The sequence below is a fragment of the Actinomadura vinacea genome, from assembly GCF_039532545.1.
GTDB lineage: Bacteria > Actinomycetota > Actinomycetes > Streptosporangiales > Streptosporangiaceae > Spirillospora > Spirillospora vinacea.
Map to the genome: position 1 here is coordinate 38,367 of NZ_BAAARW010000002.1, position 26,760 is coordinate 65,126.

The 26,760-nt window shown below is 70.3% G+C and carries 23 protein-coding genes and 2 tRNA genes; 14 read left to right on the plus strand and 11 right to left on the minus strand.

Annotation, left to right across the window (positions count from 1 at the left end):
• Window positions 1-144: 144 nt before the first annotated feature.
• Window positions 145-1,596 carry a glycosyltransferase family 4 protein gene (locus tag ABD340_RS02065; protein ID WP_344586590.1) on the plus strand — a complete coding sequence of 484 codons (1,452 nt, stop codon included), beginning with the start codon at window positions 145-147 and terminating at the stop codon, window positions 1,594-1,596.
• A 12-nt stretch (window positions 1,597-1,608) separates the two neighbouring features.
• On the opposite strand, the gene ABD340_RS02070 is transcribed toward ABD340_RS02065, so the two are convergent.
• Window positions 1,609-2,181: a flavin reductase family protein gene (locus ABD340_RS02070; RefSeq protein ID WP_344586591.1), complete on the minus strand. Its 573-nt coding sequence runs from the start codon at window positions 2,179-2,181 to the stop codon at window positions 1,609-1,611.
• Window positions 2,182-2,342: 161 nt separating this feature from the next.
• On the opposite strand from ABD340_RS02070, the gene ABD340_RS02075 reads away from it, so the two are divergent.
• Entirely contained in the window at window positions 2,343-3,116 is a 774-nt protein-coding gene (locus tag ABD340_RS02075; RefSeq protein ID WP_344586593.1) for an SDR family oxidoreductase, read from the plus strand.
• Here ABD340_RS02075 and ABD340_RS02080 read toward each other — a convergent pair.
• Window positions 3,049-3,819, minus strand: a complete 771-nt coding sequence (locus ABD340_RS02080; protein WP_344586595.1) for a ferritin-like domain-containing protein — start codon at window positions 3,817-3,819, stop codon at window positions 3,049-3,051. The genes ABD340_RS02075 and ABD340_RS02080 overlap by 68 nt on opposite strands.
• 231 nt (window positions 3,820-4,050) lie before the next feature.
• Between ABD340_RS02080 and ABD340_RS02085 the strand changes: the two genes are divergently transcribed.
• From ABD340_RS02085 to ABD340_RS02100, 4 genes are all read left to right on the plus strand, one after another.
• Window positions 4,051-4,122 (plus strand) — tRNA-Glu (locus ABD340_RS02085).
• Between the two features lies 1 nt (window position 4,123).
• Window positions 4,124-4,195: transfer RNA gene (locus tag ABD340_RS02090), tRNA-Glu, on the plus strand.
• A gap of 872 nt (window positions 4,196-5,067) precedes the next feature.
• Complete coding sequence (locus ABD340_RS02095; protein ID WP_344586597.1) at window positions 5,068-5,589, plus strand: thiol-disulfide oxidoreductase DCC family protein; 522 nt, start codon at window positions 5,068-5,070, stop codon at window positions 5,587-5,589.
• A gap of 1,114 nt (window positions 5,590-6,703) precedes the next feature.
• A complete protein-coding gene (locus tag ABD340_RS02100; protein WP_344586599.1) occupies window positions 6,704-7,903 on the plus strand; it encodes an NAD(P)/FAD-dependent oxidoreductase in 1,200 nt (399 codons plus the stop codon).
• 52 nt (window positions 7,904-7,955) lie between these two features.
• On the opposite strand, the gene ABD340_RS02105 is transcribed toward ABD340_RS02100, so the two are convergent.
• Complete coding sequence (locus tag ABD340_RS02105) at window positions 7,956-8,537, minus strand: TetR/AcrR family transcriptional regulator (RefSeq protein WP_344586601.1); 582 nt, start codon at window positions 8,535-8,537, stop codon at window positions 7,956-7,958.
• Window positions 8,538-8,677: 140 nt separating this feature from the next.
• On the opposite strand from ABD340_RS02105, the gene ABD340_RS02110 reads away from it, so the two are divergent.
• The 5 genes from ABD340_RS02110 (at window position 8,678) to ABD340_RS02130 (ending at window position 12,589) form a co-directional block, all read left to right on the plus strand.
• Window positions 8,678-9,034, plus strand: coding sequence for a DoxX family protein (locus ABD340_RS02110; RefSeq protein WP_344586603.1), 357 nt, complete (start codon window positions 8,678-8,680; stop codon window positions 9,032-9,034).
• Window positions 9,035-9,147: 113 nt separating this feature from the next.
• Window positions 9,148-10,335, plus strand: a complete 1,188-nt coding sequence (locus ABD340_RS02115; protein WP_344586604.1) for an NAD(P)/FAD-dependent oxidoreductase — start codon at window positions 9,148-9,150, stop codon at window positions 10,333-10,335.
• Window positions 10,336-10,352: 17 nt separating this feature from the next.
• Window positions 10,353-10,523: a hypothetical protein gene (locus tag ABD340_RS02120; RefSeq protein WP_344586605.1), complete on the plus strand. Its 171-nt coding sequence runs from the start codon at window positions 10,353-10,355 to the stop codon at window positions 10,521-10,523.
• A gap of 24 nt (window positions 10,524-10,547) precedes the next feature.
• Window positions 10,548-11,582, plus strand: coding sequence for an ABC transporter permease (locus ABD340_RS02125; RefSeq protein WP_344586607.1), 1,035 nt, complete (start codon window positions 10,548-10,550; stop codon window positions 11,580-11,582).
• Between the two features lie 56 nt (window positions 11,583-11,638).
• On the plus strand, window positions 11,639-12,589 hold the full coding sequence (locus tag ABD340_RS02130) for a sigma-70 family RNA polymerase sigma factor (protein ID WP_344586608.1): 951 nt from the start codon (window positions 11,639-11,641) through the stop codon (window positions 12,587-12,589).
• Between the two features lie 532 nt (window positions 12,590-13,121).
• Here ABD340_RS02130 and ABD340_RS02135 read toward each other — a convergent pair.
• A complete protein-coding gene (locus ABD340_RS02135; protein ID WP_344586609.1) occupies window positions 13,122-13,760 on the minus strand; it encodes a flavodoxin family protein in 639 nt (212 codons plus the stop codon).
• A 98-nt stretch (window positions 13,761-13,858) separates the two neighbouring features.
• On the opposite strand from ABD340_RS02135, the gene ABD340_RS02140 reads away from it, so the two are divergent.
• Window positions 13,859-14,827 carry a LysR family transcriptional regulator gene (locus tag ABD340_RS02140; protein ID WP_344586610.1) on the plus strand — a complete coding sequence of 323 codons (969 nt, stop codon included), beginning with the start codon at window positions 13,859-13,861 and terminating at the stop codon, window positions 14,825-14,827.
• A gap of 91 nt (window positions 14,828-14,918) precedes the next feature.
• Here the strand turns inward: ABD340_RS02140 and hglS are convergent, their stop codons facing one another.
• Genes hglS through ABD340_RS02165 form a run of 5 tightly spaced genes read right to left on the minus strand, consistent with a single transcriptional unit; the run spans window position 14,919 to window position 21,001 of the window.
• Window positions 14,919-16,271, minus strand: a complete 1,353-nt coding sequence (gene hglS, locus ABD340_RS02145) for a 2-oxoadipate dioxygenase/decarboxylase (protein ID WP_344586611.1) — start codon at window positions 16,269-16,271, stop codon at window positions 14,919-14,921.
• Window positions 16,268-17,431, minus strand: a complete 1,164-nt coding sequence (locus tag ABD340_RS02150) for a Glu/Leu/Phe/Val family dehydrogenase (protein ID WP_344586612.1) — start codon at window positions 17,429-17,431, stop codon at window positions 16,268-16,270. The genes hglS and ABD340_RS02150 overlap by 4 nt, the downstream gene beginning before the upstream one ends.
• Window positions 17,421-18,839 (minus strand): amino acid permease, encoded by a 1,419-nt coding sequence (locus tag ABD340_RS02155; RefSeq protein ID WP_344586614.1) that lies wholly within the window; start codon window positions 18,837-18,839, stop codon window positions 17,421-17,423. The genes ABD340_RS02150 and ABD340_RS02155 overlap by 11 nt, the downstream gene beginning before the upstream one ends.
• A 57-nt stretch (window positions 18,840-18,896) precedes the next feature.
• On the minus strand, window positions 18,897-20,012 hold the full coding sequence (locus tag ABD340_RS02160; protein WP_344586616.1) for an amidase: 1,116 nt from the start codon (window positions 20,010-20,012) through the stop codon (window positions 18,897-18,899).
• Window positions 20,009-21,001, minus strand: a complete 993-nt coding sequence (locus tag ABD340_RS02165) for an agmatinase family protein (protein ID WP_344586617.1) — start codon at window positions 20,999-21,001, stop codon at window positions 20,009-20,011. Before ABD340_RS02165 ends, ABD340_RS02160 begins: the two co-directional genes overlap by 4 nt.
• Before the next feature lie 84 nt (window positions 21,002-21,085).
• On the opposite strand from ABD340_RS02165, the gene ABD340_RS02170 reads away from it, so the two are divergent.
• Window positions 21,086-22,009, plus strand: a complete 924-nt coding sequence (locus ABD340_RS02170; RefSeq protein ID WP_344586619.1) for a LysR family transcriptional regulator — start codon at window positions 21,086-21,088, stop codon at window positions 22,007-22,009.
• A 65-nt stretch (window positions 22,010-22,074) separates the two neighbouring features.
• On the opposite strand, the gene ABD340_RS02175 is transcribed toward ABD340_RS02170, so the two are convergent.
• Complete coding sequence (locus ABD340_RS02175; RefSeq protein WP_344587135.1) at window positions 22,075-24,966, minus strand: FAD-binding and (Fe-S)-binding domain-containing protein; 2,892 nt, start codon at window positions 24,964-24,966, stop codon at window positions 22,075-22,077.
• A gap of 176 nt (window positions 24,967-25,142) precedes the next feature.
• Here ABD340_RS02175 and ABD340_RS02180 point away from each other — a divergent pair, with 176 nt between their 5' ends.
• Window positions 25,143-26,159: a LysR family transcriptional regulator gene (locus ABD340_RS02180; protein ID WP_344586620.1), complete on the plus strand. Its 1,017-nt coding sequence runs from the start codon at window positions 25,143-25,145 to the stop codon at window positions 26,157-26,159.
• Window positions 26,160-26,296: 137 nt separating this feature from the next.
• Here ABD340_RS02180 and ABD340_RS02185 read toward each other — a convergent pair whose 3' ends face one another.
• On the minus strand, window positions 26,297-26,581 hold the full coding sequence (locus tag ABD340_RS02185) for a TetR/AcrR family transcriptional regulator C-terminal domain-containing protein (RefSeq protein WP_344586621.1): 285 nt from the start codon (window positions 26,579-26,581) through the stop codon (window positions 26,297-26,299).
• Window positions 26,582-26,760 lie beyond the last annotated feature (179 nt).

The window sequence follows — 26,760 nt, forward strand, 5'->3', positions numbered from 1 at the left end:
GTTCGCTGGACGCCCCCAGGTCCTTTCCTGCGGGCGTCCGCGTCATTCTCGGGCCGGATCGGGCCCGTCCCCACTTGTTGAAACCCCCCACATGCGGGGAGAAGGTGAGATACGAGGCATTCTTCGCAGAAGTGGGGAACGTCGATGAGCGGGGAATCGACCGGCCGGGAGCCCGCCATGCGCGCGCGGATGCGGACGGGCGCGCACAGGGTGGCACGGCCCGCGCACCGGGCCCTCCGGCTGACCGTGCTGGTGATCGTCCGGGTGCTCCTGGCACTGCGGCGTCCCCCGCCGCGTCCCGGCCGGCGGCTGCGGGTGCGCATCCTGCTGCAGCACGCCCACGGGACCGGCGGGACCATCCGCACCGTCCTCAACCTGAGCGGCCACCTCGCCGGGGAGCACGACGTCGAGATCCTCAGCGTCTTCCGGGGCAGCGCCGAGCCGTTCTTCCCCGCCCCGCCGCGGGTGCGGATCCGGTTCGTGGAGGACCGCACGGCCCCGCCGCGCGGCCGGGCCGCCCGGCTGCTGGCCCGGCTGCCCAGCGTGATCACCCCGGTCGACGACGCCTCGTTCCGCCACATGACCCTCTGGTCCGACCTGCTGCTGATCCGCGCCCTGTGCGGACGGCAGCCGGACGTGCTGATCGGCACCCGGCCCTCGCTGAACCTGCTGGTCGCCGAGCTCGCACCGCGCGGCGTGGTGACGGTCGGGCAGGACCACATGAACCTGGCGTCCTACCGTCCCGGGCTGCGCCGCGAGATCGAGCGCGCCTACCGGCGGCTGACCGCGGTGTCGGTGCTGACCGAGCGGTCCCGCGCCGACTACACGGCCGCGCTGGCGGGCGCCCCGACCCGCGTCGTGCGCATCCCCAACGCGCTCCCCGGCTTGCCCGGCGGGCCGTCCCCGCGCGAGCGCAAGGTGATCCTGGCCGCCGGACGGCTCACCCGGCAGAAAGGCTTCGACCTGCTGGTGCGGGCCTACGAACCGCTGGCCGCCGACCATCCCGACTGGACCCTGCACATCTTCGGCTCCGGCGCGCGGCGGGACCGGCTGCGGCGCCTGATCACCGAACTCGGGCTGACGGGCCGGGTGGTGCTGCACGCCCGCACCCCCGATCTGGCGGGCGAGATGGAGCGCGCCTCGGTGTACGTGCTGTCCTCCCGCTTCGAGGGCATGCCCATGGTGATCATCGAGGCGATGAGCAAGGGCCTGCCCGTGGTGGCCTTCGACTGCCCCACCGGCCCCGGCGAGATGATCGAGGACGGCGGGAACGGGCTGCTGGTGCCCGCCGGGGACGTCGCCGGGCTCACCGCCGCGCTGCGCGGACTCATCGAGGACGCCGCGCTGCGGGACAGGCTCGGCGAGAGCGCGCTGGCCTCGTCCGGGGCGTACCATCTCGACCGCGTCGGACCGCGATGGCTCCGCCTGCTCGACGAACTGCGGCGGCCCGTGCCCGCGCCCGTGCCCGGGGCGCGGCGGCCGGTCGGTTCGGCCGAACCCGCGGTCCACGTCCCGCGGCGCCGCCGCGTGCTGAGGATGATCGCCTTCATCGCGCTCGCCCTGGGAGCGCTGGGCATGCTGGGCCTGGACGGCTGACCCGCCGCCCCGTCAACCCCAGTGGTCGCCCCACGTCCACAGATCCACCTCCGGGACGGCCGGGGTCTCCCTCCGGTCGACCCCGAACCCGCTCCGGAAGAAGATCAGCGGACCGCCGTCGCTCGGCGTCTCCACCTCCCGCACCAGCCCGATCACCACATCGTGGTCACCGGCGGGGTGCACGTCCTGGATCTCGGCGTGCACCCGAGCCGGAACCCCGCGCAGGGACGGGGCGCCCCAGCGGGAACGGTCCCATTCCAGCCCCTCGAACTTGGCGCCCCGGCTGGAACCGAAGCGCAGGCAGACCTCCTCCTGGTCCTCGCCCAGCACGTTCACGCAGAACCGGCCCACCGCACGGATCCGCGGCCAGGTGCGGCCCCCGTGATCGGCGCAGAACAGCACCAGGGGCGGCTCCAGCGACACCGACGCGAACGACTGGCACGCGAAGCCCAGCGGCTCGTCGCCGTCCAGCGCCGTGATCACGGTGACGCCGGTGGCGAACGCCCCCATCGCCCGCCGCAACTCCTGCGGGGTGGGCGGGGGCGGATCGTCCAGATCCGATGGGAGCCGGGGCTCGGCCGTCATGTTTCACCTCGGTGCTCGTGTACGGGTCAGGACACGAACCTAGAACGCCGGGGCCTCCGGCCGCACCGGCGGCCCCCTCTCCGGATGCTACCGACGATCAAGCCTTGTAGGGTCGGGGGATCCAGCGGGGCCGGGCCCGCACTCGCGCGCGGAGGAACGACATGACCGACGGTGCACGCACGATCGCGGTGAGCGGCGCGGCGTCCGGCATCGGCCGGGCCCTGGCCGACCTGCTGCGCGCGAACGGGGACCGGGTGATCGGCGTCGACCGCGAGGAGACCGACGTGCGCGCCGACCTGGCGGCGTCCGAAGGGCGCGCGGAGGCCGTGCGGGGCGTGCTGGAACGCTGCGGCGGGGTCCTGGACGGCCTGGTGGCCTGCGCCGGAATCTCCGCCCCCGAGCCGCTCACGATCCGGGTGAACTTCTACGGCGCGGTCGGCCTGCTGGAAGGGCTCCGCCCGGCCCTGGCCGCGGCCCCCGCGCCGCGCGCCGCCGTCGTCGGCTCCATCTCCGGCACCCAGCCGGTGGACCGCGCGGTGGTCGCCGCCTGCCTGGAGGGCACCGAGGAGGAGGCGGTGCGGCTCGCCGGGGAGGCGCGCGGCGGGACGCTCTACCCCTCCTCCAAGTCCGCGCTGGCCCGCTGGCTGCGCGCCGCCGCGGTCACGCCCGCGTGGGCGGGCGCCGGCATCCCGCTCAACGCGATCGCGCCCGGGGTCGTCCGCACCCCGATGACCGCCCCGCTGTTCGAGGACGAGGCGACGCGCAAGAGCATGGACGACGCGGTGCCGATGCCGCTGAACGGTTACGCCGGCCCGGAGGTGGTGGCGGAGGCGCTGCGCTGGCTGATCGGCCCCGCCAACTCCCACATCACCGGCCAGGTCGTCTACCTGGACGGCGGCGCCGAGGCCATGCGCCGCGGCCCGGAGGTCTACTGATCTCAGCGGCCGCCGCACGGGCCTCGGCCAGCACGTCCCGGACGAAGCGGGCCCGGCCCCGGCCCAGCCGGCGCAGCGCCCGCCCGTGGTCGGCGACGATGATCAGCGCGCCGCCGGCGACCGCCGCCCGCCAGGCCAGGAGGGCCGCCGCCCGCAGCGGCCGCGGGACCCGCTCCAGCCCCTGCCGCATCCGCCGGCAGTGGAACGGCACGTGCCGCCGCTCGTCGGCCAGCAGCCGTCCCGCCACCTCGGCGGCGAGCGGGTCGCCCGCCCCCTCGTACAGGGCCCGGTAGAAGCCCAACGCGATCACTTCGGCGACCAGCAGCACCATCAGCTCGACCCGCAGGCCCATCGCCCGCCGCGCCCGCACGAAGATCGCGTCGCTCCAATGCGCCCCGATGGTCCCCGCGCCCGCCGCGTCCAGCAGCCGCCCCAGCATGCGGGCATGGTTCTGCTCCTCGGCGATGAACAGCCGCACGGCCGCCGCGTACTCGGCGTCTCCGGCCCGCTCCGCCTTCCCGATGAGGAACGCGCCGTCTCCGTCCTCCCCGACCTGGAACCGCTGGAGGCTGCGCACCACGCACGGCTCCAGCCGCGCGCCGCGCGCCCACTCCGGGTCGCCCGCCGCCGCGCGGGCCCGCGCCTGCTCCTCGAAATCCCGCAGCCACCCGGCGAACCCGCCCGCCTTCGTGTCGGTCACCATGCCGTCCTCCACCTCGTCGTCGCCCGGCCCACTCAACCGACCGGGCGTGGACCTTTCGGCGGTGAAATGTGGAGGTCGTGAAAACAAGTTGCCCGCATTCGCCCGATCGGGCATCGTCATGGGCATGAAGGAAGAACGCGAACACCCCGCCTCGGGAGCCGGTTGACCGGGTGACACCCGTCAGCCCCGGCCGCCTTCCGAGCTTCTCGGAACGGCGGCTCTTTCTTTTGCGGCGCGTTCGTCCAGTGGTCAGGACGCCACGTTCTCAGCGTGGAGACACGAGTTCGATTCTCGTACGCGCTACGGCCGGGTCGACTAACGGAAGGTCCCCTCACTTTCAATGAGGAAGGCGCGGGTTCGAACCCCGTCCCGGCTACAAGAACCACCACGTCATAGGCCAGATTGCAGATCATCTTCAGCGCTCCATGATCGTTTGTCATCAAGATGTCCTGACTTCGGCGCGTCGAGGACATGTGCGCCGATTCAAAACGCCTGTTCGGCCGCGACATCCTGATCGTGCCGCTGGCCCGGCCCAGTCACCATGAACGAAGTGTGAAAACTCCTTCTCGGTCGCGGCACTCCACGCCTTGACATCGGTGCATGCTGGAGTCAAAGATTGCCCCCCAGCCACACCCAGGCCAGTCGATCAAGGTCGAGCGGAGCCGAGCGGGGAGCCTCTTACCTGCAGCAATGTCTGGGGGAGTTGCGGCGAATCCGGGGGAGTAGGAGCACGATGGCTCCCCTCAGGAAGCGGAGCATGGGCAAGCAAGATCATTGTCTTGCTGTCAGTTTCGATGGAGCGTGAGGCTTCGGTGAGTCGCGTCGAGAGAGTCTCTGTCATCACTGCCCACGGGCTGTTCACTGCTCATGAACGCGAGCGCTGCTTCTGCGCGGCATGACCGGGCTGCAGGGGGACGGAGCCCTGGAAGCTCCGACATCCTGCGGATTAAAAGTCCGAAGCTCTCGTATCAGATCGGTGCTCTTGGTATCGGACGGTGCCACTCTGTCCACATTCAGTCGCATTTTCGTGCCGCCCTCTGTCATGGCATGCCGATCCGTACCAATGCCGACGAGCTAACAACGAGCAAACATGCCCCGGTGCTACTCCATGACCTGGTGGCCGCGGGGAGCAGCAGGACATGCGGCTCCTCGATCCCCCTGGCGCCGTTGGACCATCCCCGCGCGGGGCGGACGGCCCCCCTGACGGCGGGCGAACGCGCGCCGGGTGCGGGTGGCGCGCTGGTCCCGGTGGACCTGGAGGCCACCATCGTTTGTCACGCATTCACAGAAGGAGGCCGCGGCGCCGACCTGGAAGAAGCCGTTCGGGTTTCATCCGATGACCGTGTTCATCGACGGCATGATGAGGTCATGCAGACCCAACCTGTGCTTGTCTACGACGGCGACTGCGCCTTCTGTACGACCTCAGCGACCTTCCTGAAGCGGCATCTACGGCTTCGCTGCGCCATCACCCCATGGCAGTGCACGGATTTGGCCTCTCTCGGCACCACCCGGCAACGAGCGGAGTACGAGTTGCTGTGGATCACGCCGACCGGGGCTGTGCACGGCGGTGCGCAGGCCGTCGCCAAGCTACTGCTGCACGCGGGCAAGGGGTGGGCATGCCTGGGCGGAATGCTGACCCTGCCTCCCCTTCGCTGGATCGCCCACGGCGTCTACCGACTCGCCGCAAACAACCGGGACCGGATGCCCGGCTCCACTCCGACCTGCGCATTGCCGGCAGAACGCAGGCCGGTATCACGGCCTCCCGAATAGCTGCTGCCTCTTCGATCACGAGCGGAGTTGATGATCAAGGCGCTGAGCGGGTGAAAGTACCGAGACAGTCGCAGCCGCACGTGTCAGACGGGCTGGCGTCGGAGCGGAGACCTCTTGGGCTTGCTGCGGTCGAGTTCAGCGGGGCCAGCGGGCGGACCGCACCCGTGTCGATCGTCGCAGCGCTGGAGACCGGCCGCACGTCCTGGACTGCGATCCTGGACGCCGTCCGGCTGGAACCCGGCGCCGACCTGGCCGCCGTCACCACCGCCTAGTTCCGCTACCTCGTCGAACGCCTCATCATCGCCGGTCAGTGGCATCGGGACGACCCAGAGATCCGCATTGTGCTGGACGCCGGTACGACACACCCCGCGTCGCCCACATGCTCACCAGGTATGCCGGGTGCTGGTCCTTGGCCGCCTGCTCCGACCGGGGTGATGCGCCGGCCGACCCGCCGCGCATCTACGACCTCCAAAGGAGGCCGACCGCCCAAGCACGGCGGCGAGTTCTGCTTCGGCGACCCGGCCACCTGTGGCACCGAGCATGCGGTGACGACCACCGACACCCGCCGCTACGGCACTGCGACTGCGGGTGCGTGCGCTGCTCTCGGGGGTCGTCCGGGTACGCGGTGGCCACCTCTCGACCGGTGGCGGCGTCCACCTTCCGGATTTGCCGGCCGTGTCGATCGGTGGTCGTCAGGCACAGATATCGGTGCGCGGTACCGCACCAGCTCGGTTCGGTTGAGATGCGTTGATCTCGCGCCCCGCTGGCCCACCGCACCCGACCGCTTCGGGCGTCGACCGCGACCGTCTCTGCTGCACCGTGCCGAAAGGGGCCCACCGGCCGCATGAACACATTTCCCATCAACGATCTAGGGGTGCTTATGGGTCTCGTCCACCGCACAGCGGGTCAGCAGGTCCAGGCCCCGGCCTCGTAGCTGATCGGGATCAGATCACCTCGTTCGGCTCGGCCTGCATCTGCGCCGCCTCGGCGGCGCGAGCATCGTCGGGCGACGCTCCTGCCGCTCTGTGACCCATGCCACATGCAGTTCCTGTCAGGAATCGGGGCGCTGTTCCGCTCAAGTCACCGAGAGCAAGCGAACCGACAGGAGCATCACATGAAGCACCGCATCGTCGTCCTCGGCGCTGGCTATGCCGGGGCCTACGCGGCCGGGACCCTGGCCCGCCGGCTGTCCCCGGCGGACACCGAGATCACCGTGGTCAACGCCGTGCCGGACTTCGTCCAGCGAATGCGGCTGCACCAGTTGGCGACCGGCCAGGACATCGAGGCTCCGAAGCTCGCCGACGTCTTCGCGGGCACGGGGATACGGCTGCGCGTGGCCCGTGTCACCGCCGTCGATCCCGAGCGCCAGGTCGTCGCCGTGGCCGACGCCGACGGCGGCGGCGAGCTCGGCTACGACACGCTTTTGTACGCGCTCGGCAGCCGCGGCGCCGACCGCGCCGTCCCCGGCGCGGCCGAGCACGCCTTCGACGTCGCCGCCAGGCCCTCGGCGCTGCGCCTGCGCGAGCGCCTGGACGGCCTGGGCGGGCGGGGCGAACGCGGGAGTGTGCTGGTCGTCGGCGACGGGTTGACCGGCATCGAGACCGCTACCGAGATCGCCGAATCCCGGCCCGGCCTGCCGGTGACGCTGGTCGCCCGCGGCGAGCTGGGCGCCCGGCTCTCCGCCGGAGCCCGCGGCCACCTGCGCCAGGCCTGCGACCGGCTGGGCATCACCGTCCTGGAGCACACCAGCGTCGAAGCCGTCGAAGCGACGCGGGTGCTGTGCGCCGACGGCACCGCCCTGGCGTCCGACGCGACCGTGTGGACGGCCGGGTTCGCGGTCGACCCCATCGCCGCCGCCGGCGGGCTGGAGGTCACCGAGAACGGTCAGATCGTCGTCGATCGCACCATGCGGTCGGTCTCGCACCCGAACGTCTACGCCATCGGCGACAGCGCCCACGCCATCGGCGACAACGGCCGGCCGCTGCCGATGTCCTGCGCTTCGGCCGGCTACACCGGCCGGCAGGCCATCGAGGCGATCGTGGGACGCCTGACCGGCCGCGAGATCGCGAACACCAAGCTGGTCTACACCTACAACCACATCAGCCTCGGGCGGCGGGACGGGATCTTCCAGATGGTCGACGACGAAGGGCGGGCGAAGCCGAAGTACATGGGCGGCCGGAAGTCCGCGCGGATCAAGGCGGGCATCCTCAAGACCTCGCTGTGGGCCACCTCGCACCCGACCTTCGGCCTGCCCAAGCGCAAGCACCACCTGGCCGCCGCGCCGGACGCGACCGCCGAGAAGGCGATCGCGTAGCCGCCTGGAGCCCGTCGATGATTTCGGTGCCACAGCACGAACAGGGCGTGAATCAGGCGGGCTGAATGCCGCGCAGGGCGTGCGCGATGAGCGTGCGGAGTTGCTCAGCGTCGGGCATACCGAGGTGGAAGAGGAGCCGGTGGTAGACGGGCCCGTAGATCAGGTCGAGGGCGACGTCGAGGTCGGCGTCGGGGGGCAGTTGCCCGCCGGCCTGGGCTATGCGCATGCGGTCCTTGAACGCGGTGATGCGCGGCCGGATAAGTCGTTCCCGGAGGTCGTTCGCCAGTTCTTTGTCGTGGAGGGCTTCGGCGATGAGCCCGGTGACGGCGGAATTGTTCGGTGGGGTGAGCAGCTCGATGACGGCAGACAGCTGGGTGTGCAAATCGGCGGCGAGGTCGCCGGTATCGACGTGGTCGGCGAACAGGTCCGCCATATCGTCGATCGCCTCCAGGATGACGGCTCCTTTGGAGGGCCACCACCGATAGATCGTTTTCTTGCTGACGCCGGCGCGGGCGGCGATGGCCTCGATCGTCAGCCGCCCGTAGCCGTCCTCGGCACACAGCTGCAACGCCGCGTCGAGGATGGCCCGGCGGCTGGATTCATTGCGGCGCAGCGGGTTCGGCGGTGTGGGCATGGCTTTGACCCTATCAGGAAACGGAACGTGTCGTGTTGACAGTTTGACCATGCGCCGTATAGCGTCGCCGGCATCTGACTACACGACACGGATCGTGTCGCCAGAACGAACCCCGCAGCGCTCTTCCTGGAAGGGAGATCATGTTCATCGCTTACGTCACGGTGACCATCCTGGCCGCCGTCTTCACCGGCAGCGCCGCCGGCTTCTACCTGATGGGCCACGACTACCCCAAGGCGCAAATGAAGATGAAGCGGCTGCCCCTGTCGTGGGGACCGATGTTGGGCGGCTTGCTGGCGGCGGGGACTTTGGGGCTGGTGGCCGGGTTCGCGGTGCCGCTGCTGGGGCTGCTCGCCGCGATCGGTCTGGAGCTGTACTTCATCGGCGCGTTCATCGCCCACCTCCGGGTGGGCTCCCGGAAGCTGGTCGGCTGGGCCGTCTTCTTCGTCACCGAGTCCGCCGCCCTGGCCGTGCACCTCGGCTACCACGGCCTTTCGTAGCCCGGCACCGCACGCCCGGCTCGGCCGAGTGAGCCGCCTCACACGCGGTCACAACGTCCGATCGAGCGGTGTCTTGAGCCCGAACGCACACGAGAAACCGAAAGAGGCAACCCATGACCAAGAACATCGAGGTGGTCGTGATCGGCGGCGGATACGCCGGCGTCATGGCGGCCAATCGCCTCACGCAGCGCGACGACGTGACCGTGACCTTGATCAACCCGCGGCCGGGCTTCGTTCACCGGATCCGCCTGCACCAACTGGTGGGCGGATCCGGCGACGCGGTCGTCGGCTATCGAGAGATCCTGGCCGAGGGACTCCGGTTGGTCGTTGACAGCGTGACCCGGATCGACGCGACCGGGCACAGCGTGACGCTGGCGGACGGCGGAACCCTCGGCTACGACTACCTGATCTACGCGGTCGGCAGCGGCAGCGCCGATCCGAGCGTGCCCGGCGCAGCCGAGTACGCCTATCCGATCGCCAGCCTGGAGGAGGCGCAGCGGCTGCGGCAGGTCCTCGATGCCGCACCTGCGACGGCAGCTGTGACGGTGGTCGGAGCCGGTGCGACCGGCATCGAGGTCGCCACCGAGCTGGCGGAAGAAGGCCGCACCGTGACACTGGTGTGCGGAAAGGGGCTCAACCCGTATCTGCATCCTCAGGTGCGCCGCAAGATCGCCAAGCGGTTGGACAAGCTCGGTGTGATCGTCATCGAAGGACCCTCGGCGAAGGTGACCGCAGTGACCCGCGACGCCGTACGGCTTGGCGACGGCCGCACGGTGCCGAGCGAAGTGACCATCTGGACAGCCGGGTTCAGCGTCCCGGACCTGGCCGCCCGTAGCGGGCTCAGCACCGACGCCGCGGGGCGTCTGCTCACCGACGAGACGTTGACCAGCGTCGACGACGACCGCATCGTCGCCGCCGGGGACTCCGCGGCACCCTCAAACCTGCCGCTGCGGATGAGCTGCCAGTCCGCGAACCCGCTGGGAGCGCACGCCGCCGACACGGTGCTGGCCCGGATCGCGGGTCAGCGACCCGCGACGATCTCGGTGGGCTTCTTCGGGCAGTGCATCAGCCTCGGTCATGGCGTGGCCACCGTGCAACTCGCCTCCAAGAACGACATCGCGAACAGATTCTCCCTCGGCGGCCGCCTGGGAGCGAAGATCAAGAAGTCCAGTTTCACTGGCTTGATCGAGCAGCTGGCGCACGAGGCGCACAAGCCGGGTTCGTACACCTGGAAATTCAAGGACGCCAAACGCCCGGAGCGGCTGCAGGCCGAGCGCGGCGAGGCGCCGGCCGTCCGCTGAACGAGGAGGACCCCGCTGTGAGTGCCGTGGTAAACGACAACCCGGCACTCATCCTCCGCCTGAACGGCGAATTCGAGGGCGTCCTGGCAGTCCGTGTCGGGAAGGCCCGCATCAGCGGCATCTACCACGTCCGCAATCCGGAGAAGCCGACCCGCGTCGAGTCCGAAACCCCGCTCACCCGGCGATGAACTCCCCCCTCTGAAGGAGAAGGCATGTCCACTCAGGCCGCGCCCGCAGCCAACGCGTCGCCCTCCCCCTGGCCGACCGTGGCCGGGGCAGTCGCCTTGCTCACGATGATCATCAGCCTGCTGCTCACCGCCTTCGCCTGGCCGTCGGTACGCTCATCGGTGCATGATGTGCCGATCGCCGTCGCCGGGCCCGCCCCCGCCGTCAAGCGGCTCACCGCCGTACTCGACCAACGGCTTCCCGACGGCTTCGAGGTCACCGAGGTCGCCGACACCGCCGCCGCCGAGCAGCTGATCCGCGACCGCAAGGTGTACGGGGCGATCGACCTCGGCTCCGGCACCCCACAGGTCATCACCGCATCCGCCGGGAGCGCCGCCGTCGTCCAGACCCTGAACAGCATCGCGACCGGCCTCAGCCAGCCACGCGGAACCGGCACGGCGGTCGCCGCCCGCGACCTCATCCCGCTGCCGGCCGACGACCCGCGCGGCACCGGACTGGCCGCCGGAGCCCTGCCGCTGGTCATGGGCGGCCTGCTCGCCGCCGTGCTATTGACCAGGCTCGTCCGCGGCACCGTCCGCCGCGTCACCGGAGCGTTCGCCTTCGCCATCACCGGCGGACTTGCCGTGGCAGCGATCCTGCAGTTCTGGCTCGGCTCACTCAACGGCTCCTACTGGGCCAACAGCGGCGCCATCGCCCTGACCATCGCGGCCACCTCCCTGAGCATCCTCGGGCTCGAGTCACTGCTCGGGTACGCCGGTTTCGGCCTCGGCGCCGCCACCATGATGCTCATTGGCAACCCCCTGTCGGGCACCGCCACAGCACCCGAGATGCTGCCCGGCTGGTCCGGCACCCTGGGCCAACTGCTACCGCCCGGGGCCGGTGGCCAACTGCTGCGCTCCACCGCCTTCTTCGACGGCCACGGCGCCACCCACTCTGCCACCGTCCTGGCGACCTGGCTCACACTCGGTGTAGTGCTGTGCCTGGCCGGCGGCCTGCGCACCCGCTCTACCGCCACCGTCGCAGACAGGGCCGCACAGCCGGCCACGCACGCGACGCTCTGACCCCCGCAGCCGACCCCTCGATTCACTTCTGAAACCCCTCCCCTTGGGTGGTCCGCGTGGACAGCACCGCCACTGATCGCTTCGACACCAGTCGGTTCGAGGCCGACCGGAACCGGCTGGCCTCACTGGCCTACCGGCTGCTGGGCTCCGCCAACGACGCCGAGGACGCCGTGCAGGATGCGTTCCTGCACTGGCAGGCCGCCGACCGCGAACGGATCAAGGTGCCGGAAGCATGGCTGACCAAGGTCGTCACCAACCTGTGCCTCGACCGGCTCCGCTCGGCGCGAGCCCGCCGCGAACGCACCGCCGGCGCCTGGCTGCCCGAACCGCTCCTGGACGGCGACCCGATGCTCGGCCCGGCCGACACCTTCGAGCAGCGCGAATCGGTCTCCCTGGCCGTGCTGACGCTCATGGAGCGACTGTCAGCCCTCGAGCGGGCCGTCTACGTCCTGCGCGAGGCGTTCTCCTACAGCCACGCCGAGATCGCAGAGATCCTCGACATCACCGAGTCCGCGAGCCAGCAGCACCTCCACCGGGCCCGGCGCCGCATCACCGCCGCGCGCCGCGGCGGCGAAGTCGACCCGGCATCCGCCCGCAGGGTCGTCGAGGAATTCCTCGCCGCCGCCTCCTCGGGCCGCACCGAACGGCTGGTGGCGCTGCTCACCGACGACGCGACCGCGATCTCCGACGGCGCCGGCCTGACCGAGAAGCTGCTGCGCTACGACACTCCGCAGCGCATCGCCGCCGTCGCACGGGCCGGCTTCAAACCCACACCCGCGAAACGGCGATTCGTCGGCGGCACGCCCGCCATCCACTACACGCTCGTCAACGGTTCCCCGGCCATCCTCGTCGTGCTCGGCGACCGGGTCGTCGGCGCCGTGACGTTCGACATCACAGGTGGCAAGATCGCAACCGTGCGCGGCATCGCCGCCCCCACCCGCCTCGCCCGCCTCACCGAAGCCTGGCGGCGGCACGAACCGGACACGCCGCTCATCACCCAGTGGTGATCTGACGTTGACCGCGGTCTAGCCCCCAGACACCGCCTTGGCTGACCCAAATCGATTGGAAGCGATTGTGGCGTTTGCTTGGCTTCAGCCGATATGCCTTCTTCGCCAAACCATTCCCACTGCGGCTGCGAGTACGGTTGTGGCAAGACCGACGGGGACAAGTCACCGTGCCTCTTTCCTGTCATGCCGTACCACCCGAGGGGTGCCCGGCGTTAGCGGGCTGGTGGCATACGCGGGTGGCGAAGGCCTTCGGGAACCGGTTGGCAGGCGCCCCTGTCCATCAGTGCTGGGCTCTATTTTCTGGTGCCTGGCTGTCGGGGTTTCGGGGCGTGATGTTCCCACTACCCGGAACGGCACTTCACCAGTTACCGGATCAGCATCCTTCGCCGTCACGCTGTAACTGATCGCGTAGCGCCCCGTGGAGATACCGGGAAACAGTTTGCTGCCTCACCGTTTTTCCTGAGATTTGGGGGGCACCCATCGGTCTCCTCGTCCGCTGTCTCGTCACCCCCGGGCCGAACCCCCCGCGCCCCTAAAGGGGGGTCGGCCAGACGACGCCGCTGCGCGATGTGTCGACTCGATAGTCGGTGGAACGTTCTTCGAACAGTCGCGCGCCCAGTTCGAAGGCCTGGTCGAGCGGTCGCGAGGGATCACGCTCCACCTCGCCGCGGGTGTTGCCGATCCCGCGCAGGACACCGACCAGATCGTTGTGCAGGTACCGGGCGAACTCCTGCATCTGGGCGGTGATGCCGGCCACGGCCCCCGGGTAGGTCTCCTCGGAACTGACGGCGACGACCATGCGCTTGCCGATCAGTCCGTCGCGGACCGACTCCCAGTCCCGGTAGTCCGACTTCATGTAGCAGAAGATGCGGTCGATGAAGATCTTGAGCTGGCCCGAGACCCCGTACCAGTACAGCGGGGTGGCGTAGACGATCGCGTCGGCCGGCAGGACCTTGTTCAGGATCAGATGCTCGTAGCCGTCCTCGATCGAGCAGGCGCCGCTCTCCTGGCGGCAGACCCGGCAGTCGCGCAAGGGAGCCGTCACCGTGTCCGCGAGGTCGACGAGCTCGACGTCGTGTCCGCCGGCGGCCGCCCCGTCAAGGACCGACTGGGCGAGCAGGCGCGAGTTGCCGTCTTTGCGGGGGCTGGAGCTCAGGGCAAGGACCTTCATTGATTCGATCACTTTCGTCTGGCGGGGAGCTGGTGCCACCACGCTGACATGAGTCGGATGATGAAGACAAGGCGGATTTTATGGCCGATACTGTGAAGGTGACCTTCACGACAAGCCTGCCCAGGCTTCACCTGCTGGTGGCCTTGCACGAGCGAGGCACACTGCAGGCCGCCGCATCTGTGCTGCATATCTCGACGTCAGCGGCGTCACAGCAATTGGCGACGCTGACCGCGGAGGCCGGAGTCCGCCTGACCGAGGCGGACGGGCGCCGGCTGAAGCTGACCGATGCGGGCAAGATCCTGGTCGAGCACGCGTACGCGGTGTTCGCGCAGCTCGAACGCGCGCAGGGCGATGTACAGGCGGCCGCCGACGGTGAGCTCGGGAAGCTCACCGTCGGAGCCTTTCCGTCCGCGATCGCGACGGTCCTGATCCCGGCGGTCCGGCTGGCGCGGGAGCGGCATCCACGGCTGCGGGTCGACGTGCGCGAGGTGGAGATACCGGCCGGGCTCGACCGGTTGTCCACCGGCGATCTCGATGTGGTCGTCGGTGTCGAAGGTGTCGGGGCCCCCTCGCCGGACGACCACCGGTACGTCCGGCTTCCGCTCGGTGTGGACGACTTCCTGCTCGCGGTCCCGGTCGACCACCCGGTTGCCGACGGTTCGGTGGCCGTTCTCTCTCAGCTCGCCGACCAGGAGTGGGTCGGCACCATCGAGGGCGACGCGTGCGACCAGCTGCTGCACGGCGCCTGCCTGGCGGCGGGTTTCCGGCCCGCCGTGCGGCATCGCGCCGCTGACTGGACGGCGATCCTCGCCTTGGTCGAGGCCGGGCTGGGCCTCGCGCTGGTTCCCTCCAGCGCGAGGCTTCCCGTCTCCGCCTCGGTGCGGGTCGTCCCGATCGCGCAACGGATCAGTCGGCATGTCTACGCGGCGGTCCGGCGGGGCGGCGCCACGCACCCGGCCGTCGCCGCCTATCTGACCGCGCTCGAGCAGGTGGCGGGCGAGGTCTTGGACGAGTCGGCGGTGCCGGACACGGCGGCGCGGCTCCATGGACAAGGTGCCGTGCTGTAGCGCTGCGGCTCCCGGTAAAGCCAACCGCGCGGTGATCCTCGGGCCGGCGGTCCATCGTGCCGTGCCCCTCTCCGGCCGCGATCGCGGACGCTCATGGGATAGTGCCGAGTTCCGTGGCGACCGCGCGCAGCGAGTCGGCGCGTTGCCGGTCGTAGAGCACGAACGGGTCGTGCAGGGGCCGGTCGAGCACGCCCGCCAGCCATTCCGCGTCGCGGACCGCGCCGTCCTGCTCGTGGTCGACGCTGCTCTGGCCGGTCAGGTTGGAGGAGAAGATGCCGGCGGCGGACCGGGGCAGGAAGTCCTCGTAGACGATCGGTTCGAGGTTCACCCAGCCGCCCCTGGCCAGCCCCGGCAGGTCGGTGGGAGGGGCGTGCCCGTCGCGCGGCCTGGCTCGGTTCAGGGTGGCGGTGAAGTAGGCGAGATCCTCTTCGGCCATGGCCCGCTCGGTGGGTGGCATCCGCGCGGCCCACGCGGCGGCCGACCCGTCGGTCTCGGACATCAGCCGGTCGTAGCGATCCCGTCCCGCCGGGGTGAGAGCGACACCGCGAGCCTCCACTTCGCCGAACCGGACGCGCAGCTCGCCGTCACCGATGGTTCCGTCCGGCTCGGTGAACCGGCGTGGTTCGGCGAGCGCGCGGAACGAGGTCTGCCGCAGCAGAACGTCGGGGCCGTGCCACCTCGGCGGTCCCTGGATCCGGTCGATCATGACGATGCCCCGTGCTTGCATGCGCCGGTAGAGCTCGTCGATGTCGAGCACCCGCGGGGTGAGGTGGTTGATGTGGGTGGTGCTCACTCCGCCGATGTCGGCGGCCACGCTGGAGATCTTCTCCAGGGTTCGGTACCAGGCACGGTCGATCGGGGCGCCGGACAGCGCGAACGACTGTGTGGCCAGCTCCACGAACCGTCCGGCGGCGGGCTCGGGCAGACCGCCCTCGGCCTCGGCGGCGTCCGCGAGTTCGAGCAGTTCGTCTGAGAACAGCCGCCTCCGGGCCAGCGCCCCCTCCAGACCAGTGCGTACGTCGTCGTCGAAGAAACGGCGGTCGCCCGGGACGAGCATCGAGGTGAACACCCGGAACGGGTTGCGGGCAAGTTCCCCGGGATCGATCGGGCGGAAGGCCGTCGACACCACCGGGATCGGTGTCGGCGCGGCCTCCCGAAGGTCGTAGAAGCCGGTCGGGTACATCCCGACGGCGCCGAAGATTCGGGCGATCTGCCGCAGTTCATGCGGTGTCCCGATCCGGATGGCCCCGTGCCGCTCGGCGGTCACCCGATCGATGCTGCCCAGCCGTTCGGCCTGCGCGCCCCGTTCGCGCAGAACCGCGGAATTCACCTCCTGGGCGACCTCGACGAGCGTCGCGTACGCCGGCACCTCGGTGCCGTACAAGGCGGACAGGCTGTTCGCGAACCGTGACCGCAGCTCCCAGGCCGGAACCGTTCGCGTCATCGCCGGCCCCCTGTGGCGACCGGCAGCCGACCGCGCAGCCGCATCGCCTCGCGAACCCGGTCCTGGGCCAGCCGGAATGCCGCCTCGTGGGTGATGACCCCCAGCGCGCGGCTGCGCTCCAGCACGGTCACCACGTTCGAGCGCAGTCTTTCGGCGATGCTGGCGAAGACGCGTTCCGGATCGGGCCGGAAGGCCGAGTGGCGCGCGTCCATCGCGTACGCGGCCGCGACGACACCGCCGGCGTTGGCGATGAAGTCGGGTACGACGGTGACCCCCCGGACGGACAGCGCCACTCTCGCCTCCGGAGTCGTGGGCAGGTTCGCGCCCTCCACCACGAGACGGGCGGTCACCTCGCGCGCGACGGCGGCGTTGATCACGTCCTGGGTGGCGGCGGGAATCAGCACATCGGTGTCCAGGGCGAGCTCGGCACCGGCGTCGAGCTGCTTGCCGCCGTACGCGCGGACGCAGTCGTCGCCCAGCTCCGCGCGCAGCTCACGCAGGCGCCCGATGTCGAGACCGTTCGGGTCGTGGACGGCGGCGGTGGTGGTGGAGACGGCGACGATGGTCGCGCCGAGTTCGGCGAACCGCGCCGCGGCGGCGGCCCCGACGGCACCGAAGCCCTGGATGACGACCCGTGCGCCGGAGAGGCGAAGGCCGATTCCAGCGGCTGCGGCGTCGGCCACCTCGGCGACCCCGAAACCGGTCACCCCGAGTTCGTCGTACGGCAACCCCCCGAGCGCGGCGGGCAGGCCGACCGACGCGCCGCGGTCACCCAACTCGTCCAGGAATATGGCGGCATCCGGTTCGGACAGACCCATGTCGAGCCCGAGCACGTACTCGCGCGGCACCTCGTTCGACAGGGCCCGTGCGAAGGCCCGCAGGACGGCTTCCTTGTCGTGCTCCCGCGGGTCCGCGACGATGCCCGCCTTGGCACCGCCGTGGAACAGGTCGGCGGAGGCCCACTTCCAGGTCATCGTGCGCGCCAGCCGGGCGATCTCGGTGACGGTGACGGCCGGGCCCATTCGGGTGCCGCCCTTGCCGATGCCGCGCGCGGTGTTGTCCAGGACGAGGACGCCGCGCATCCCGGTCCGCGGGTCGGAGACGCACACGATCTTCTCCGGGCCCCACTCGTCGACAAGGGAGAACAGCTCATCTGACATGTTCGGCTCCCGATTCTGGGTGGGCGGATGGGGAGGCGCCCGTTCCGGGTGTGGTGCGCGGCCCGGAACGGAACCGGTTGAGCCCGCTGAAGGCCACGAAGACCGCGGCGACCACGAGTGCGGCGACGATCTGTGACCGGACGGACGGATCGGCCAGCATCGCCACGATGATGTAGACCATCGCGGCGACGGCGAGCAGGCTCAGCCACGGGAAGCACCACATCCGGATGGTCAGGGCCTGCTCGGTTCCCCTCTTGCGGACCCGGTACCTGCTCACGATCTGCGTGACCCCGATGGCGATGTAGACGAACAGCGCGGTGGCGCTACTGGAGTTGAGCAGGAACAGGAACACCCTGTCCGGCGAGAGATAGTTGAAGATCACGCCGACGAACCCGACGGCGACCGAGGCCAGGATGGCCGGCCGGGGCACCCTCCGACCGCTGAGCCGGGCGAGTGCCGCTGGAGCCTGGCCCCGCTCGGCGAGCGAGAAGACCATTCGGGACGCCGTGTAGAGGCCGGAGTTCAGGCACGACAACACCGCCGTCAGCACGACGACCGCCATCACCGCGCCGGCCGAGGGGAATCCGGTCCAGTCCAGCACGGCGACGTACGGGCTCTCGCCGATCCCAGAGGAGTTCCAGGGCAGCAGCGTGACCGCGATGCCGATGGAACCCGTGTAGAAGAACAGGATCCGCCAGATGATGCTGTTGGTGGTTCTGCGGATCGCTCGGGCGGGCTCGTCGCTCTCGGCGGCGGCGATGCTCACCATCTCCGGGCCGATGAAGGTGAGGAAGACGATCAGCATGCCCTTGGCGATCGATCCGGTTCCATGGGGGAGGAACCCGCCGTGTCCGGTGAGGTTGGCGAGTCCCGGCGACGGATGGCCGGGGAAGAGCCCGACGAGGACGATCACTCCGATCGCGATGAACGCGATGATCGCCGCCACCTTGATGCCGGCGAACCAGAACTCGAATTCGCCGTAGGACCGCACCGACCACAGGTTGGTGAGGGTCAGCGCCGCCATCAGCAGCAGTGCGATCGTCCACTGCGGGACCGCCGGCATCCAGTCGTGCACGATCGACGCGCCGGCACTGGCCTCGAACGCGATGATGACGACCCAGAACCACCAGTACAGCCAGCCGACCACGGATCCGGCCCATTGGCCGAAGACCTGTTCGGCGTAGGTCGAGAAAGACCCGCTGTTGGGATTGTCGGCGGCCAGCTCGGCCAGCATCCGCATCACCAGGATGAGGAGCAGTCCGCTCAGTACGTAACAGATCAGGATTCCGGGGCCGACGAGGTTGATGGCGGCACCGCTGCCGACGAACAGACCGGCGCCGAGCATGCCACCGAGTGTGATCATGGTGATGTGCCGTGGCTGCAGAGGCTTCTCCGGTGGAGGAGACATGGAGGTCCTTCCAGTGACGACCGATGGTCGTCCGAAATCAGGAGAAATCAGAAGAAATCAGGGCTGGTCGAACGGGCTCGGCGATACGACCGCCCGGGACAACTCCGCGCCGAGGGCGAGCAGGGCTGGCTCCGCGCCGGGACGACCCAGGATCTGCCGTGGGCCGTCAGGGGTGGGGACCGCCAGTGCCGGCCAGCCGAGGGCGTTCGCCGCCGGCGCGTGGGTCAGCAAGGGTGCTGACGAGTGCAGGGTTCCGTTGCGGTAGTCGGCCAGGACGTCGGACACCCTCGGCGCCGGACCGTCGATCACTGGGCCGACATGCAGGTCGACGTCGCGAAGCGTGGCCGCGACCTCGGCGCGCCAGGCCCGCATGACCTCGCGGGCCCGTACCCGGTCGCCGACCGGCTGGTCGAGTTTCACATGAAGGTCGGCGCCGTAGGCCCATGGCTCGCGGGCCGCGGGCTCCCGATGGATCTCGTGCGCCTGCTCGCGGAACAGGGTCCAGTGTTCGTCGGGCAACGCGGGCAGCGGAAGCTCTGCCGCGAAGACCGTTCGCAGGCCGCGGACCTGCGGCAGCCGGCGGATGCCGAGGACGCGTTGCAGGGTCGGGATGGTCCGGGTGAGATACCCGGCCCTGTCGTAGGCGGGGGCGAGCGGCTGGACGTCGTCCATGCTCACCGCGCCGGCCGCGCAGCAGAACCCGACGATCCCGCAGCAGGCCGCCGGGATCCGGATCGATCCGCTGGTGTCCGTACCGATTCCGACGTCGGCGGCGCCCGTGGCGACCGCGATAGCGGAGCCACCGCTGGACCCGCCCGGGGTACGGGACCGGTCCAGTGGCAGGCGCATCAGACCGTGGTGCGGGTTGTAGCCGGACACGCCGTACGCGAACTCGTTGAGGTTGGTCTTGCCGATGACCACCGCACCCGCGCGTTCGAGATCGGCCACGATCGGTGCGGTGCGGAGCGGGAAGTGGTCGGCGTACCGGATCGATCCGTACGTCGTCCGCAGGCCGGCCGTGTCGATCAGGTCCTTGACCGCGACGACGAGGCCCTCGGCCCGGCCGCTGGGAGCGTTGCGCGCGCGGGCGAGCGCCCCGTCGGCATCGACCGTGATGAAGGCGCCGAGCTCGGGGTCGATGGCGTCCAGCGCGGCGCGCACCCGCGAGATCACGCGGTGCGCCCGGCCTTCGCCCGGCCCGCCAGGAAGGTCAGGATGGTCGCCGCGGCCAGTTGCACGGTGACGCCGTCGCGGTCCAGCGGCGGCGACACTTCGGACAGGTCCAGGCCGACGACCTCGGGCACCTGGGAGAGCCGCCAGACCAGTTCGAGGAGTTGGTGCGAGGTGAGCCCGCCGACGGTCGGGCAGTTCGTGCCGGGGGCGAACGCGCCGTCGACGGCGTCGATGTCGATGCTGATCCACAGGCCGCCGGTACCGTCGAGAGCCCGGGAGACCGCCTCGTCCACCAGCCGCTCGACGGGCGTGGTCTGAACCTCGCGCGCGGAGTACACCCGGATGCCCTGCGCTGCGACGTAGTCCGCGGCCGCCTTGGTGTTCTCCCAGCCCGCGATGCCGATCTGGGTCAGGTTCCGGCCGCGGATCCGGCCGTCCAGATCCTCCAGCGCCCGGCGGAACGGGACGCCGGAGGCGGGCTCGCCGTGGTGTGAGTCCCGGACGTCGAAGTGGGCATCGAAGTGAACGACGCCGAGCCGGCCGGTCCGGGCGGCGAGAGCGCCGCGGAGCACTGGGAAGGTGAGGCTGTTGTCCCCGCCGAGCACCACGAGCGGAGCGTCCGCGGTGGACATCCGGACCGTCACGGCCTCGGTGATCCGCCGCCAGGTCTCCTCGACATCGGTCTGCAGCGCGTCGACGTCACCGGCGTCCGCCAGCACGCCGCCCGTGCGGAGGTCGATGTCGAAGCCCGCGTGGTAGCCGAGCAGCCCGGCGAGCGCCGTCCGGACCGCGGCCGGCGCGTGCTTGCTGCCGCTCCGGCCCATGGTGGTCGCGTCGAACGGCACCCCTAGCAGCACCGCCGCCGGCCGGGTCGCGTCCGCCAGTGGTACGACCAGGTCCGCGACCGGCTCGTCGAACTCGTCCGCCAGCGGCGGCAGCAGGCGGGCCACCGGGCGGAGCGGCGTGGTGGTCTCAGCGAGGTCGGTCATGGACGGGCTCCTAACGTCGAGTTGCGTCCACGCTAGGAACCTCGCACCATTATCACAATTCAATCTCATCAAGGGTGTATCAGCATGGCTAATGGACCTTCGTGGGAGTTCCGGCATCTCGTCGCCCTGATCGCGCTGGCCGAGACCGGTTCCTTCGGCCGTGCGGCCGAACGGCTCGGCTACACCCAGTCCGCGGTGAGCCAGCAGATCGCCGCTCTGGAACGCCTGCTCGGCGCCCGGCTGGTTCATCGGCCCGGCGGTCCGCGGCCCATCTCCCTGACGGCCGCGGGCGAACGGCTCGCGGACCATGCGCGGGCGATCCTGCGCCGGGCCGAGCTCGCCGAGGCGGATGTCCGCGCCACCCTGGACGAGGGCGCCCCGACAGTGCGGCTCGGCACGTTCCAGAGCGTCGCGGTGCGCGTTCTGCCCACCCTGCTCCGACGTTTCCAGGAGAGGCGGCCCGATGTGACCGTCGAGCTGGTCGAGCACGCGGGCGACGAGGGTCTGCTGGACCTCGTCGAGCGCGGCCACCTCGATCTGGCCTTCGCGCTGTTGCCGGTCGGCGACGGGCCGTTCGCCTGGCGGCACCTGATGAACGGCGAGTACGTGCTGATCACCGCCACCGACGCCGTACCGCGTGACACCGGCCTGGCGGAAATCTCCCGGCTCCCGCTGATCGGCTACCAGAACCTGCGCAAGGCACTGCGGATGGAGGAGTACCTCGCCGCCCACGGCCACACGCCCCAGGTGGTCTTCCGGACCGATGGCAACGAGGCCATCCAACGTCTCGTCGGCGTCGGCATGGGGGCGGCGCTGGTCCCCGCCTTCGCGGTGGACGACCGTGACGAGAAGATCACCGTGACTCGGCCGTCCGAGGAACTGCCACCGTTCATCATCGGCGTGGCGTGGCACGCCGACCGCCCCCTGCACCCGGCGGCGGCCGCCCTGCTCGAGCTCGCCGCCGACGTCTGCGGCGAGTTGCAGGATCCCCGGCTCGCCCCGTCATGAAGGCTGGTCGGCGACGCGACGGACCGGACCGCTGAGTCAGCGTGGACGGCGAAGGACAGTGCGGGTCAGGGAGGGGCGTCGGACGGCGTCAGGGCGTGGGCGATGAGCTGCGCGAGATGCGTCCCGGTGCGGCCGGTCCGCGACGCGATCTGGACACGGCAACTGAAGCCGTCGGCGAGGATGCGGGTGTCCGGAGAGGCCGCGCGTACGGCGGGCAGCAGAACCTGCTCACCGGCTGCGACGGACACGTCGTAGTGACCGCGTTCGAAGCCGAAGTTGCCGGCCAGGCCGCAGCATCCCGACTCGAGCGCGGTGTTGTCGACGCCCATGCGGTCCAGCAGGGTTCTGTCCGCGCCGAAGCCGGACGTCGCGTGCTGGTGGCAGTGGGTCTGGCTGATCGACCGGGCTTCGATGCGCGGGGGCTCCCAGCCGGGCGCGTGGCGGACGAGGAGTTCGGCGAGGGTGACGGTGGCCCGGCCGAGAGCGCGTGCGTTCTCGTCGCCGTCGAGGAGTTCGGGAAGATCGCTCTTGAGGGCCGCCGTGCAACTGGGTTCCAGGCCGACGACCGGAATACCCGCGCTGACCGCGGGTGTGAGGGCGGCAGTGGTGCGCCGGCCGATACGGCGGGCGATGCCGAGCTGGCCGGTGGTGATCCAGGTCAATGCGCAGCACTGGATGCCGTCGGGGACCCGGACGCGGAAGCCGGCGTCCTCCAGCACGGCCACCCCGGCCTTGAGGACGTCCGGAGTGAAGTGGTTGTTGAACGAGTCGACCCACAGCATGACCGGTCCGCGTTGCCCGTCGCCCTCGGAGGTGCGGGCACGGAACCAGGCAAGGAAGGTCTCGTCGGCGTAGCGAGGTATCTCCCGCTCCGTGGCGATGCCGCCCAGGCGTTTGATCAGAGGCGCGAGCCGCGACGAGGTCAGCGCGTTGACGAACCGCGGCACGCGGGCGGCCGGCCGGGACAGCAGGGGCAGCCAGCCCATGGTGTAGTGGGAGGCCGGCCGGATGCGCCTCCGGTAGTGATGGTGCAGGAACTCTGACTTGTACGTGGCCACGTCCACACCGACCGGGCAGTCGGCGCTGCACCCCTTGCAGGACAGGCACAGGTCGAGGGCGTCGAGGACCTCGGTGGACCGCCAGCCTTCAGTGATCACTTCGCCCTGGGTCATCTCGTACAGCAGGCGGGCACGACCGCGAGTGGAATCCTTCTCGTCCAGGGTGACCCGATAGCTCGGGCACATGACGTCGCCGTGGTGCCCGGTGGACCGGCATTTACCGACGCCGACGCAGCGGCGGGTGGCCTTGGCGAAGTCACCGCCGTCCGCGTGGAAGGGGAAGACCGTCCTCAGGGGGAGCGGGGTGCGGCGCGGACTGACCCGCAGGTTGCCGTCGACGGGCAGCGGCCGCACGATCATGCCGGGGTTGAGGCCGTTGTCGGGGTCCCAGATGCTCTTGAACTCCTCGAACAGGGAGATGACGTCAGGCCCGTACATGAGCGGCAGAAGCTCGGAGCGGGCTTGGCCGTCACCGTGCTCGCCGGACAGCGAACCCCCGTGTGCGCTGATCAGCTTCGCGGCATCGGTGACGAAGGCGCGGAAGACGGTGGTGCCCTCCTCGGTGGTGAAGTCGAAATCGATGCGCACATGCAGGCACCCCTCGCCGAAGTGCCCGTAGACGGCGCCCTGGAGCCGGTACTGGTCCAGTAGGCCGGTGAACTGGCGCAGATAGGAGCCGAGCCGGTCAGGCGGGACGGCGGCATCCTCCCATCCGGGCCAAGCCTCGGCTCCGTCGGGCAGACGTGTGGCCAGGCCTGCTCCATCCTCGCGGATCCGCCACAGCCGGCGGGCCCGTGCCGGCTCGGTGATGACCTCGCCGCCGGTGAATCCGGCGGCCTGCCGAGCCGACTCGGCGAGCGCCTGGGCGCGGCCGGTCAGTTCTTCTCCGGTGCCGCCGAGCTTGGCGAACAGCCAGGCCTTCGCGGCGGGCAAAGTGTCGATGGCCGCGCGGGTCTCGGGGCGGACGACGATGTCGGTCAGCGCTTGGTCGAGTCCCTCGATCGCCAGCGGCCGGTGCTCCAGGAGAGCGGGCACCGCATCGGCGGCCGCGCAGGCGTCCCGAAAGCCGAGAACGACCAGCGCCGCCGCGGGCGGGGGTGAAATCAGGCGGACCGTCGCCGAGAGGACGACCGCCAGCGTGCCCTCGCTGCCGACGAGAGCCTTGGCGAGGTCGAAGCGGCGCTCAGGCAGAAGGTGTTCCAGCGCGTAACCTGACACCTGGCGCGGGAACCGCCCCAGGTTCGTGCGCAGCGCGGCCAGATTCCGCTGGGCGAGCAGGTGGAGCGACGCGATGAGCCGCGCACGGTCGTCCCCCGCGGCGATGGCCTCGTCGACCTCGCTCGGGGTCATCTCGCCGAGGCGCACCACGGTGCCGCGGTAGGTGACCACTTCCAGCTCCACGACATTGTCCGCCGTGCGGCCCCAAGCCAAGGAATGGGTCCCGCAAGCGTTGTTGCCGATCATGCCGCCGAGCGTGCAGCGGCTGTGAGTGGACGGATCAGCGCCGAAGCGCAGGCCGTGCTCGGCGGCGGCCGTCTGCAGATCGTCCAGGACGATGCCCGGCTGCACGGTCGCCGTGCGCGCCTGCGGATCCAGGGCGATCAACCGGTTGTAGTAGCGGGAGAGGTCGAGCACCGCGCCCGGGCCGACGGCCTGCCCGGACGTGCTTGTGCCCGCTCCACGGGCGGTGACCGGTACGCCCATCCGGCGGCAAACGGAGAGCGCGTTGATGACCTGCCGCCGCTCCCTGGGGAAGACCACCACGAGCGGGACCTGCCGGTAGTTGGAGGAATCGGCCGAGTACTGCGCCCGGCGGCCGGCGTCGCCGGCGACGTCGCCGCAGTCACCCCGGGCGAGGGCTTCGGCCACGGCGGCCGCGTCGGGCCCTGGTGCTGTCATGGTCACGGCGCTCGCTCCTTCTGTCCTCACCGGTCATGTCCGGCCTGGCCGTCCCACCATGAGAGGGGACCGCGGCGCCTCACAAGGGCCAGCAGACCGATGGTTTTACGCATGAGGGCAAGGAATGCTTATGCTCGGCTCCTGTCCGGCCGCGCCGAGCGCCCCAGGAGCCCGCAGTGTTGAAGCCCCCGCACCTCATCACGCTGAGATCCGTCGTCGACACCGGCTCGTTCGCCGTCGCGGCCCGCGACCTGGGCTACACCGCATCCGCGGTCTCGCAGCAGATCGCCGCTCTGGAGAGGGAGACCGGACTGGTCCTGTTCGAGCGGCAGGCGCACGGGATCCGTCCGACTGCCGCGGCCCGACGTCTGGTCGAACTCAGTACCCAGGTGCTGGCCGCCATGGACGACTTGTCCTACCAGGTGCGGGAACTGGCCACCGGTGCCACCGGGCGGCTGAGGCTGGGCAGCTTCCCGACGGCCGGCGTCCGGCTGGTGCCCCCCGCACTGTCGGTACTGGTCGAAACCCATCCCCGGGCGCGGATCCAGCTCGAGGAGGGCGAACCTGAGGAACTCGCCGCCCTGCTCGCCAGCGGTCGACTCGACATCGCCCTGGTCTACGAGTACGGGCTCAGCCCCCGGCAGTGGCCCGGCGGACTGGCCTGCCACCGCCTGCTCCATGAAGACCTCGTTCTGCTGAGGGCCAGGGAGAGCGGCCTGGGCACGGATCTTTCCCAGCTCGCCGAGGCACGCTGGATCACCAGCCGGGAGGGCACCGCAGGCGCGCTGTCGCTCGTGCGGCTCTGCGCGGCCGCCGGATTCGACGCGGCGGTGGCCTTCCGCAGCAACGACTACGACGTCGTAAGGGAACTGGTGTCCGCCGGGCTCGGGGTGGCGGTCGTCCCGGCGCTCGCCCACGTACCCAGCGCGGCGATCGAGGCCACCCGGCTCACTCAGCACGCCGCGCATCGCCACGTGATGGCGCTGCACGGCCGGGAGAACAGCAACCCTCTTCTCCGCATGATGCTCGACGCCCTGCGGCGCGCGGTACCCAAGGGTGAGCCGTATCTGCACCGGATCGAGATGCCTGTGTCAGGTCAGGTGGCGACCGGCCTCGTCCCCGACCTGCCCCCAGTGACCAAAGATCGGAGGCTGGCATGGCCTGCTCGCCCGCCAGACGTTCGGGCGCGATGAACCCTGGTGACCCGATCACCAGGCCCGAACGGCAGACCGCCGAGCCGTGGCGTGAGCGCCACTGAGATGAACTCATAATCGCGAAGAGGGAGGAGACGTGGGTTGACGGCGCACTGTTCTTTCGTGCTGTCCCAGCCCTACATGGTTCGGTATGCCCGGAGAAAGGTCCGCACTCCCTCGACGATGAGTGGCCGGACGCGAGTGTCCTCCGCGGCATTCGCGGAACCGAGCCTGTCCAGCGCGACGCCGAAGGTCAGCGCGATGAACTGGTCGGCCGCGAGCCGGGGGTCGGGGACGTCGAGCAGCCCGGCGGCGGCGAAGGCGGCGAACCGCTCGGCAAGTGCCTCGTCAGGGACAGTACAGCCACTCCCTTGGTTGTCGCCACAGAATCGTGCGGCTTGACGCAGAGACTGAAGGGCCATCCCCCAGCGGCAGCTCAGAGGCGCCGGGGAGGCAGCCGAAGAACGTCGTAAGCCGGCGAGGATGGCCTCCCTGGCCTCCCAGATGGTGCGGCGGTGAGCCGCTGGACGTACCCCGCCGTCCCCAGGCGCTCCAGTGCGCCGATTCTATCTTGATCTTGCTGGTCGCAGCATGGTTGCGG

Excerpts from the sequence above, each read along its gene's own strand:
- ABD340_RS02175 (WP_344587135.1), bottom strand. The coding sequence starts at position 24,966 with ATGACAGCACCAGGGCCCGACGCGGCCGCCGTGGCCGAAGCCCTCGCC.
- ABD340_RS02080 (WP_344586595.1), bottom strand. The coding sequence starts at position 3,819 with ATGGTGACCGACACGAAGGCGGGCGGGTTCGCCGGGTGGCTGCGGGAT.
- ABD340_RS02070 (WP_344586591.1), bottom strand. The coding sequence starts at position 2,181 with ATGACGGCCGAGCCCCGGCTCCCATCGGATCTGGACGATCCGCCCCCG.
- ABD340_RS02065 (WP_344586590.1), top strand. The coding sequence starts at position 145 with ATGAGCGGGGAATCGACCGGCCGGGAGCCCGCCATGCGCGCGCGGATG.
- ABD340_RS02150 (WP_344586612.1), bottom strand. The coding sequence starts at position 17,431 with ATGTCAGATGAGCTGTTCTCCCTTGTCGACGAGTGGGGCCCGGAGAAG.
- ABD340_RS02165 (WP_344586617.1), bottom strand. The coding sequence starts at position 21,001 with ATGACCGACCTCGCTGAGACCACCACGCCGCTCCGCCCGGTGGCCCGC.
- hglS (WP_344586611.1), bottom strand. The coding sequence starts at position 16,271 with ATGACGCGAACGGTTCCGGCCTGGGAGCTGCGGTCACGGTTCGCGAAC.
- ABD340_RS02105 (WP_344586601.1), bottom strand. The coding sequence starts at position 8,537 with ATGCCCACACCGCCGAACCCGCTGCGCCGCAATGAATCCAGCCGCCGG.
- ABD340_RS02115 (WP_344586604.1), top strand. The coding sequence starts at position 9,148 with ATGACCAAGAACATCGAGGTGGTCGTGATCGGCGGCGGATACGCCGGC.
- ABD340_RS02155 (WP_344586614.1), bottom strand. The coding sequence starts at position 18,839 with ATGTCTCCTCCACCGGAGAAGCCTCTGCAGCCACGGCACATCACCATG.
- ABD340_RS02185 (WP_344586621.1), bottom strand. The coding sequence starts at position 26,581 with ATGGCCCTTCAGTCTCTGCGTCAAGCCGCACGATTCTGTGGCGACAAC.
- ABD340_RS02125 (WP_344586607.1), top strand. The coding sequence starts at position 10,548 with ATGTCCACTCAGGCCGCGCCCGCAGCCAACGCGTCGCCCTCCCCCTGG.
- ABD340_RS02075 (WP_344586593.1), top strand. The coding sequence starts at position 2,343 with ATGACCGACGGTGCACGCACGATCGCGGTGAGCGGCGCGGCGTCCGGC.
- ABD340_RS02110 (WP_344586603.1), top strand. The coding sequence starts at position 8,678 with ATGTTCATCGCTTACGTCACGGTGACCATCCTGGCCGCCGTCTTCACC.
- ABD340_RS02100 (WP_344586599.1), top strand. The coding sequence starts at position 6,704 with ATGAAGCACCGCATCGTCGTCCTCGGCGCTGGCTATGCCGGGGCCTAC.
- ABD340_RS02135 (WP_344586609.1), bottom strand. The coding sequence starts at position 13,760 with ATGAAGGTCCTTGCCCTGAGCTCCAGCCCCCGCAAAGACGGCAACTCG.
- ABD340_RS02170 (WP_344586619.1), top strand. The coding sequence starts at position 21,086 with ATGGCTAATGGACCTTCGTGGGAGTTCCGGCATCTCGTCGCCCTGATC.